7 protein-coding genes and 1 other RNA gene are annotated in these 8,240 nt (G+C 65.3%); 5 read left to right on the plus strand and 3 right to left on the minus strand.

The window, feature by feature from the left end; genetic code table 11:
* The first annotated feature begins 621 nt into the window (after positions 1–621).
* Entirely contained in the window at positions 622–4,257 is a 3,636-nt protein-coding gene (locus JWQ89_RS07525) for an AsmA family protein (protein WP_299639767.1), read from the plus strand.
* Here the strand turns inward: JWQ89_RS07525 and JWQ89_RS07530 are convergent.
* The 3 genes from JWQ89_RS07530 to ssrA all read right to left on the minus strand — a co-directional run bounded on the left by JWQ89_RS07530 (position 4,254) and on the right by ssrA (position 5,441).
* Positions 4,254–4,463: a ribbon-helix-helix domain-containing protein gene (locus tag JWQ89_RS07530; RefSeq protein WP_299639768.1), complete on the minus strand. Its 210-nt coding sequence runs from the start codon at positions 4,461–4,463 to the stop codon at positions 4,254–4,256. The two genes, JWQ89_RS07525 and JWQ89_RS07530, sit on opposite strands and share 4 nt — an antisense overlap.
* Before the next feature lie 7 nt (positions 4,464–4,470).
* Complete coding sequence (locus tag JWQ89_RS07535; protein WP_299639770.1) at positions 4,471–4,959, minus strand: SspB family protein; 489 nt, start codon at positions 4,957–4,959, stop codon at positions 4,471–4,473.
* Positions 4,960–5,087: 128 nt separating this feature from the next.
* Positions 5,088–5,441: a transfer-messenger RNA gene (gene ssrA, locus JWQ89_RS07540) on the minus strand.
* Positions 5,442–5,546: 105 nt separating this feature from the next.
* Here ssrA and JWQ89_RS07545 point away from each other — a divergent pair.
* The 4 genes from JWQ89_RS07545 to JWQ89_RS07560 are packed head-to-tail and all read left to right on the plus strand — an operon-like array spanning position 5,547 to position 8,174.
* The gene (locus JWQ89_RS07545) at positions 5,547–6,341 is read left to right on the plus strand and encodes a thymidylate synthase (protein WP_299639777.1); all 795 of its coding nucleotides are present in this window, start codon (positions 5,547–5,549) and stop codon (positions 6,339–6,341) included.
* Positions 6,338–7,369 carry a DUF4424 domain-containing protein gene (locus tag JWQ89_RS07550; protein ID WP_299639772.1) on the plus strand — a complete coding sequence of 344 codons (1,032 nt, stop codon included), beginning with the start codon at positions 6,338–6,340 and terminating at the stop codon, positions 7,367–7,369. The genes JWQ89_RS07545 and JWQ89_RS07550 overlap by 4 nt, the downstream gene beginning before the upstream one ends.
* Positions 7,369–7,698 (plus strand): MazG nucleotide pyrophosphohydrolase domain-containing protein, encoded by a 330-nt coding sequence (locus tag JWQ89_RS07555; protein WP_299639774.1) that lies wholly within the window; start codon positions 7,369–7,371, stop codon positions 7,696–7,698. The genes JWQ89_RS07550 and JWQ89_RS07555 overlap by 1 nt, the downstream gene beginning before the upstream one ends.
* Complete coding sequence (locus JWQ89_RS07560) at positions 7,695–8,174, plus strand: GNAT family N-acetyltransferase (protein ID WP_299639776.1); 480 nt, start codon at positions 7,695–7,697, stop codon at positions 8,172–8,174. Before JWQ89_RS07555 ends, JWQ89_RS07560 begins: the two co-directional genes overlap by 4 nt.
* Positions 8,175–8,240 lie beyond the last annotated feature (66 nt).

Consider the following 8,240-nt stretch of genomic DNA (forward strand, 5'->3'; position numbering starts at 1 on the left):
ATAGGCCCAAAACCCCGGCCGGCCGGCGAGGCGTGAGCCTCATACATTGCGGACTACCCGCGTCGAGGCCAACGCCGCGCCGGCCCCGCTTCATCTCCTCACAGGTTACGAGGGGATGGGTCTTTGACAAACTCCGAAGCCGATAAGGCTGTCGGATGCATCGGCTCGCCCAATAGCATCGCGGCTGTGGCCACCCCCACCCTCAGTCCCTCCCCACAAGGGGGAGGGAGGCGCGAGCACCGGCTCCTCAGTCGTCTCCCTCCCGCTTGTGCGGGCTTCGAGCCGGCCGAAGGCAAATCGCTCCAGTGGAGCGATTTTAGGGGAGAAGGCCATGAGAGCTACGCTCGAATGGCTGGATCAAGGGTGGGGGTGGCCCACTCTCAGGCAGCCAAAGGCCGGGCCCCTGCTTCCGCAAGGATGACATCTAGTGGGCGGCAAGCGCCTGTGCTTTCCCCCGTCCATCGAGCTTCTGCAGCAAGCACCCGGACCACCCTTCACTGAGCCTTGCCCCAACTGTGCCCCAAACGACACGTTATTGGCCCGGGGCTTGCTGATCATCACGTGACGTGACTCGAGCCATTGCCTACACTCCAATGTGTACCGCGGAGATTCATCGGCCCTTTGCTCAACCGGCTTTTCATCATCGTCGGCACCCTCGCGATCCTGTTGCTCGCAGCGGCCTTCATCGTGCCGAGCTTCGTGCCTTGGGGCCAGTATCGAGACCGGCTGGCCCAGATCGCGAGCGAGGTGCTGGGTGCTCCGGTGCGGATCGAGGGCGATGTGTCGTTCTCGTTGCTGCCACAGCCAAAACTGCAATTCGCCAATGTCAGCGCCGGCCCCACCGATGCCCCGAAACTCACCGTCCAGCGGGTCGAGGCCGATTTCTCGCTGATCGATTTCCTGCGCGATCGCTACAACGTCACCCGGCTGAGACTCGACGGTCCTACCGTCAGCATCGATGTGGCTGCGGACGGCTCGGTAGACAGCGGCATTGCTCTCGCGCACTCCGTCGAAAGCAACATCTCGGTCGCCAATGCGGTGATCACCGGTGGCACTTTCAAAATCAACGACAGCCGATCGGGCGCCGCCTACACGGCCTCGGATGTTTCAGGAGATCTCAAGCTCGAGGCGTTGCGTGGTCCGTTCTCCTTCCAGGGCAGCGGCAAGGTGGACGGGGCGACCTACGGGCTCCGGCTGACGACCGGGCAGCTCGAACCCGATGGCGGCGGCACGCTGGCCCTCTCGCTGCGTCCTGCCGACGAGCATTTCACCCTCTCGGCCGAAGGCCTGCTGACCCCCGGCCTGATGCCGGCCTTTTCCGGCACCATGACCTACCGCCAGCCGCCTGCGAAGCCGTCGGGAGAGACGGCCGACGACGCAGGGCAGGGCGACCTGGTGATGACCAGCAAGGTCGAGGCGAACCCGGCCCGCGTGCTGCTCTCGGACTACGTCGTTGTTCCGGATGAGAACCGGGCCGCGACCCGTCTCCAGGGCGCGGCCGAGGTCACGCTCGGCCAGGGCATGGCCTTCAACGCGGTGATCTCCGGCGGCCTGCTTGCCCTGCCGCCGCGCGACGCGACTGCCGAGCAGGCGATCGAGCCCTACGAGATCGTGCGGCTGCTGAAGGAGCTGCCGATGCCGGCAGCGCCGGGCATCCCTGGCACCATTGGTGTCGACGTGGCCGAGGTGAACCTCCGCGCCCTCTCGCTGCGCAACGTGCGGCTCGACGCCAGCACTCGCGATGGCGGATGGACAGTGCGGCGGCTTACCGGTGTGCTGCCGGGCGAGACGACGCTGACGCTGGCGGGCGACATCAATACCGCGACGGGCCGTCCGGAATTCGCCGGCACGCTGTCGCTCAAGTCGAAGCGGCTCGACGCGCTGACCACACTCTGGCGCAAACCCGCCGACGGCAACCCGCTGTTCGGCATGCCCGGCGGCATCGAGGCGCGGGTCGATCTCGTCGGCGAAACCCTGTCGGTCAGCGATGGACGCCTCGTGCTCGACGGCGAGACGCGCTCGTTCTCGGCTCAGGTGGGTCTCGGCACCATCCCGGATATCCACCTCACCGCCGATTTGGGAGACCTCGACGCGGCGCGGAGCGAGGCGCTGTTCGCGCTGCTGCCTGATCTCGGCGCCGATCCGGCGTTCCCAGTAACGTTCCCGAAGGGCGAGTTCGAGTTCGCCGCCGACGCGATGACGCTCGGTGGCCTTGCCGGGCGGGACCTGGTCGCCAAAGGCTCGTGGGACGGCGGCGTGCTCGTCGTCCATGATCTGTCGGCCGGCGATCTCGGTGGCGCCAGGTTCAAGGCAACGCTGACTGCCTTCGGCTCGCTGGAGAAACCCGAACTCTCCGGCTCGGGCACGCTCTCGGTAGCTTCGGCCGACTCTCCGGCGCTGCAGCGCTTGTACGATGCCCTCCACGTCTCGCCCGCCATGGCCCGCTTCCTCGAGGCCTCGCTGCCCGCCGACCTGGCATTGGGGCTCGACGCCCCGAACGGTGGTGGCGCTCAGAGCCTTGCGGTGTCCGGCCGCCTCGGTACGTCCGAGATCGCAGCCGATGCCGAGCTGCAGGCCGGGTTCCTCCGGGCCCTGTCCGGCTCGATCAAGGTGCGGCTCGACATGAAGTCTGCCGACCCGGCGGCGATGACGGCACAACTGGGGCTCGGCGATGCCAGTGTGTTTGCCGAGGACAAGCCGGTGCATCTGGTCGGCGTGGTTGATGGAAACGTCGCCAACAGCCTCGAGACGACGGTGCTCGTCGAAGGCGGAGGAGATTCGCTCGGGTTCTCCGGCAACGTTGTGGTTACTGATCCCGACGCCTATAGCGGCAAGGGCACGCTCAAGGCAGCGCTCGCGGATCCCTCGGCGCTGGCCGACTGGCTCGGGGCAGGGGGTATCGCGCTCCCGGCGCTCTCGGGCTCCGCGACCGTCGATTTCAGCGGCCTCTCCAGTGTCCGGCTCGAGCATATCGATGGCAAGTCGGGAGGCGCACCGTTCTCCGGCAGGCTGCAGCTGGCCGCCAAGGGCAACACCCGGATGGTCAGCGGCGACATCGCTGCAGGCCAACTCGAAGTCGGCGGCTTGCTACGCATGCTTGCAGGCCCCGCGGCCCTGATCGCCCGCACCGACGCCGTCTGGCCGGATGGCCCCCTCGCCACCGGCGATGCGCCGCGCAACGCGTCCGGTCGCATCGCGGTCACCGCTCCCGCGGTCGCTGCGGGCGGCAAGACCCTCGCGACGGATTTGAGTTTCGACCTCGATTGGGATGCGACGGCAACGCGTCTTCGCAACGTCAACGCAAAGCTCGGGGGCGGAACGGTAGGGCTGGAGCTCGCCATCTGCTGCGCGGGCCCGCTCACCGACAAGCAGGTCACCGGACGCGTGTCGCTCAGCGGCGTAACGCTCGACAGCATCGCGCCCCCCGCCGTTGCTGCCGCTCTCAACGGGACCCTCGACGCCTCGGGCCGCTTCGACGGCACGGGCGGGAGTGTCGCCAGCATCCTCGCCGCGATGACCGGGGAGGGCACCTACGGGGTCAAGGACCTCCGCATCGAACGCCTCGATGCCCAGGCGGCGACGCTCAACGGGGTCGCCGACGTCCTCATGATGCAGCCGGCGCAACTGACCACGCAGATCGAGGATCGCCTCGACGATGCGCCGTTCCTCAGTCCGCAGCTGGCGGCCGGCTTTACAATCGCGGGCGGCGTGCTGCGTAGCCCCAACGTGGCGATCGAGGGCAATGGCGGCGAACTCTTCGGCAGCGGGTCACTCCGCCTCGCCGATCTCGGCATCACCGGCGACTACACACTCGCCACCACAACGGTCGCCCCGGCCGCGCTGGTCGATACCAGTTCGGCGCGGGTGACAACCAACCTCGGCGGCACGCTGCTGGCGCCGGAGCGGCAGTTCGATGTCTCGGGGCTGGTCGATTCCATCATGGTCAAGGCCTACGAGGCCGAGGTTGCCCGGCTCGAGAAATTGCGGGCGGAGGACGAGGCGCGGAAGAAGGCCGAGGACGCCGAGAAGTCGAGGCTGGCAGCGGAGGACGCGGCGCGCATCGCCGCCGAGGCGGAGGCAACACGCAAGGCCGAGGAAGAGGCGGCGGCGAAGCAGGCGGCCGACGAAGCTGCGGCCGCCCAAGCGGCCGAGGAGGCCGCAGCCCAGGAGGCCGCGGATCAGGCCGCGGATCAGGCGGCGATGAAGAAGGCGATGGAGGAGCTCAATAAGCCGATGGATATCGGGCTCGGCAACTAGCCGGTGCGGTCCCGGTACCAGGCAAGGACGGCAAGCCTGACGGCGGACGAAAGGTTGGGCGCTTCGCGCTCCTGGTCGATCTCCCCGACCAGCGCCGCAATGGATTTTCCGCCATCGTGGGCCATGGCCTCAAGGCCGGCCCAGAACTCTTTCTCGATGGCGATGCTGGTGCGATGCCCGGCGATGGTCAGCGAGCGCTTTTCCACCGGAGCTTCATTTCTTGCGGAAGCTGTCGAGGCTCACGACCTTCTCGCCCGGCGTTTCCGGAGCGGCGGGGACGGGCTTGGGAGCCAGCGGCGTCTCTTCGGTCGGCTCGGCTTCGATTTCGTCATCGACACCGGCGACGCGCTCGACATCGAACTGCAGGCCGAACTGCACGGAGGGATCGAAGAAGCCTTTGACCGCGGAAAACGGGATAGCAAGCAGCTCAGGCCGCCCGTCGAAGGACAGCTCCACCTCGAAGCCCGTCTCGGTGACCCGCAGCGCCCCGAACTGGTTCTGCAGCACGATGGTCATTTCCTTGTCGTACTGCTCGAGCAGCCGCTGGCTCATGCGGACGCCAGGCGCCTTGGTGACGAAGGAGATGAAGAAATGGTGCTCGCCCGGCAGGCCTGTCCGCGCCACTTCGGAGAGTACCTTGCGCACCACGCCGCGCAGCGCTTCCTGGGCCAGAATATCGTAGCGGATCAGGTCTTCGGCCATGAGCGTCCCTAAGAGAGCGGGGGAATCCCCGATAGCCGCCATATCACAGCCCGAGGGGGGACAATTCAAGGCAAAAGCGGGAGTTACGCCCGTGGTGCCGAACTGTTGTATGCTGCGAATGGAGGTGAAGTGCAGGCTTCTGTTGCCAGGTGCCTGCGAACCCCGCCTGTCGGCCTGCTAGGACCGGAGGACTTCTAGTTCAGGTGCCAGCGCCGCATTAAGCAGCGAGAGCAACCTTAGCATAGTTGTCGTTGGCAACTATTAGGATGGCCCGATATCGGTGGTACCATGCCGAGCAAAAGTCTAACCTTTACGCCCTTGTCGATCCTGTTTCGTCCCCATGAGCCCGCCACGACGGGGAGTTCTGGTGGAGACGCCGGGCACTGCCCCCGGGTCCAATAGGTTTATTACGCTAGCCGTTTATCGCCATAGCCGTTGCCGGCAAGCCCTATATAGGCCCGGCTGCGACGGGTTGCAACGCTCGGCCGGCCGTTCCATTTGAGGCGCGTGTGGACGCTGCTCGCTGGATCGTGCGCCGCAGCCAGATTCCAATCCTCGCCAAGCCGAATCCGGATAAACTCCCCGTCATGCAGCAGTATCTCGACCTTCTCCGCGACGTTCTCGACAACGGTACCGACCGGCCGGACCGCACCGGCACCGGCACGCGATCGGTCTTCGGTCGGCAGATCAGGTTCGACCTTTCCCAGGGCTTTCCGCTCCTCACCACCAAGAAGCTGCACATCAAGTCGATCGTGTACGAGCTGCTGTGGTTCCTGCGCGGCGAGACCAATGTGCGCTGGCTCCAGGAGCATGGCGTCAGGATCTGGGACGAATGGGCCGATGAGAACGGCGATCTCGGGCCGGTCTACGGATCGCAATGGCGCAGTTGGCCGGATGGTCATGGCGGCACCATCGACCAGATCGCCAACGTGGTGCGCTCGATCAAGACCAAGCCGGACTCGCGCCGGCATATCGTCACCGCCTGGAACCCGGCAGAGGTGGACGACATGGCGCTGCCACCGTGCCACTGCCTGTTCCAGTTCTACGTGGCGGACGGCAAGCTAAGTTGCCAGCTCTACCAGCGCTCGGCCGACATCTTTCTCGGCGTGCCGTTCAACATCGCGTCGTACGCGCTGTTGACCGCGATGATGGCACAGGTGACGGGGTTGAAGACCGGCGAGTTCGTGCATTCGTTCGGCGACCTGCACCTCTATCACAACCACTTCGAGCAGGCCCGGCTGCAACTGGAGCGCGACCCGAAGCCGCTGCCCCGCCTGACGATCAATCCCGACAAGCACGACATCTTCGATTTCGTGTTCGAGGATTTCATGATCACCGGCTACGATCCACACCCGCGCATCAAGGCTGAGATCGCCGTATGAGAACGCTCGGGACTGCTGCCTTCATTGTCGCCGCGATGGCCGCCGCACCGGCGCTGGCCAACGACGCGATGTCTACCCTCGGCGCCGGCGGGCTGGTGTTCGTCCAGACCGACGACGTGAAGATGCTGAGCGAGGACCTCTATGTCTCCCCCGAGCACGTGCGAGTGAAGTACGAGTTCCGCAACGACGGCGAAGCCGACGCCGATGTGCTGGTGGCGTTCCCGATGCCGGATATCACCGGCGACGGCGATTTCATGGTGGCGATCCCCACTGAAGACCCCGAGAACATCTTCGGCTTCGAGACGCTGGTGAACGGCGAGCCGGTCGACGCCGAACTGCACCAGTACGTCTTCGCGACCAATATCGACTACACCAAGTACCTCACCGACCTCGGACTCCCGTTGACGCCTTACGGCGATGCGACGGTGAAGGCCATCAACGCGCTCGATGAGGCGACCAAGAAGGAACTGCTGCACCGCGCCCTGGTGATCCCGATGGAGTTCGACCAGGGGCAGGGGATGCAAATCGAGTACCGGCCGGTGTGGACGTTGCGCTCGACCTACAGCTGGGAGGCACATTTCCCGGTCGGCGAAACGGTAACGGTCGAGCACAAGTACAAGCCGAGCATCGGCGGCACCGTGGCGGTGACCTTCCTCTCCGAGCCCTATGACGGCTACGATCCGGCTGCCGTGTACAAAAGGAAATACTGCACCGACGACAGCTTCATCAGATCCGTCGAGAAGACTCTGCCCAATCCGGCGGAGCGCTACGGCGCTCCGTTCACCGAAAGCTGGATGAGCTACATCTGGTCAACCGGCGCCAACTGGTCGGGCCCGATCGGCACCTTCCACCTGACCATCGACAAGGTGCTGCCACAGAACCTCGTCTCGTTCTGCTGGGACGGCGAGGTAAAGAAGACTGGCCCCACCACCTTCGACATGGAGGCCAAGGACTGGTGGCCGCCCTATGGCCGGGAGCTCGAGGTGCTGATCCTCAACCGGCAGAACCCTGAACCCACCGTAGGCTGATGGCTTCACTTGTAGAACTAAGCGACCGCGTCGAACGCGTTTCTGCGATCTATGCCGCGCGCTGCGACATCAGGCGCGATCCAGATTGGTATGCGCTGAAATTGCAGGAGGAGGCCGGGGAGTTGGTGGCGGAATACCTCCGCGGCAGTGGCCGTGGTCGGATCGGCGAGCGCACTGAGGAAGTTATGCGTCAAGCTCTCGAGGATGAAGCGGCCGATCTTCTGGCGCAACTGCTGCTGTTTTGCCGGCAGAACGGCATCGATATTGAGACGGCGCTTGCCCGCAAGTGGTTCATCCACCTGCCGGAGAACGAGGCGGGTTCCCGATGAGTTTGGACATACGCAGCGCAGTGCCCGCCGATGCTGCGCTGATCATCCGTTTCGTCGAGGCGCTTGCGGCTTACGAGAAGTTGTCGCACGAGGCCGAGGCGACGGAGGCCGACGTTCTGCGCGATCTGTTCGGCCCGAGCCCGAAAGTGTTTTGCGAGATCGCCGAGCGGGACGGTAAGGCGGAGGGATTTGCCCTCTGGTACTACACCTACTCGACGTTCCAGGGCCGTCACGGCATCTGGCTGGAAGACCTGTTCGTCAACCCCGAAGCGCGTGGAGGTGGCGTAGGCAAGGCACTGCTTGCTAACCTGGCGCAGCGCTGCGTCCGCGAGGCCCTTGGGCGGTTCGAGTGGGCGGTGCTCAAATGGAACCAGCCCTCCATCGATTTCTACCAGGCCCACGGCGCCGTGTTCCTCGACGCATGGGAGCGATGCCGCATTAGCGGCGATGCGCTGCAGCGCCTGGGAACCACATGACCGTCCCCGTCGCGATGATCGCGGCAGTTGCCGAGAACGGCGTCATCGGATCAGATGGCGCCATTC

The organism is Devosia sp. (assembly GCF_028290645.1).
Classification (GTDB): Bacteria; Pseudomonadota; Alphaproteobacteria; order Rhizobiales; family Devosiaceae; genus Devosia_A.

Excerpts from the sequence above, each read along its gene's own strand:
- JWQ89_RS07535 (WP_299639770.1), bottom strand. The coding sequence starts at position 4,959 with ATGGCCGAAGACCTGATCCGCTACGATATTCTGGCCCAGGAAGCGCTG.
- JWQ89_RS07545 (WP_299639777.1), top strand. The coding sequence starts at position 5,547 with ATGCAGCAGTATCTCGACCTTCTCCGCGACGTTCTCGACAACGGTACC.
- JWQ89_RS07550 (WP_299639772.1), top strand. The coding sequence starts at position 6,338 with ATGAGAACGCTCGGGACTGCTGCCTTCATTGTCGCCGCGATGGCCGCC.
- JWQ89_RS07555 (WP_299639774.1), top strand. The coding sequence starts at position 7,369 with ATGGCTTCACTTGTAGAACTAAGCGACCGCGTCGAACGCGTTTCTGCG.
- JWQ89_RS07560 (WP_299639776.1), top strand. The coding sequence starts at position 7,695 with ATGAGTTTGGACATACGCAGCGCAGTGCCCGCCGATGCTGCGCTGATC.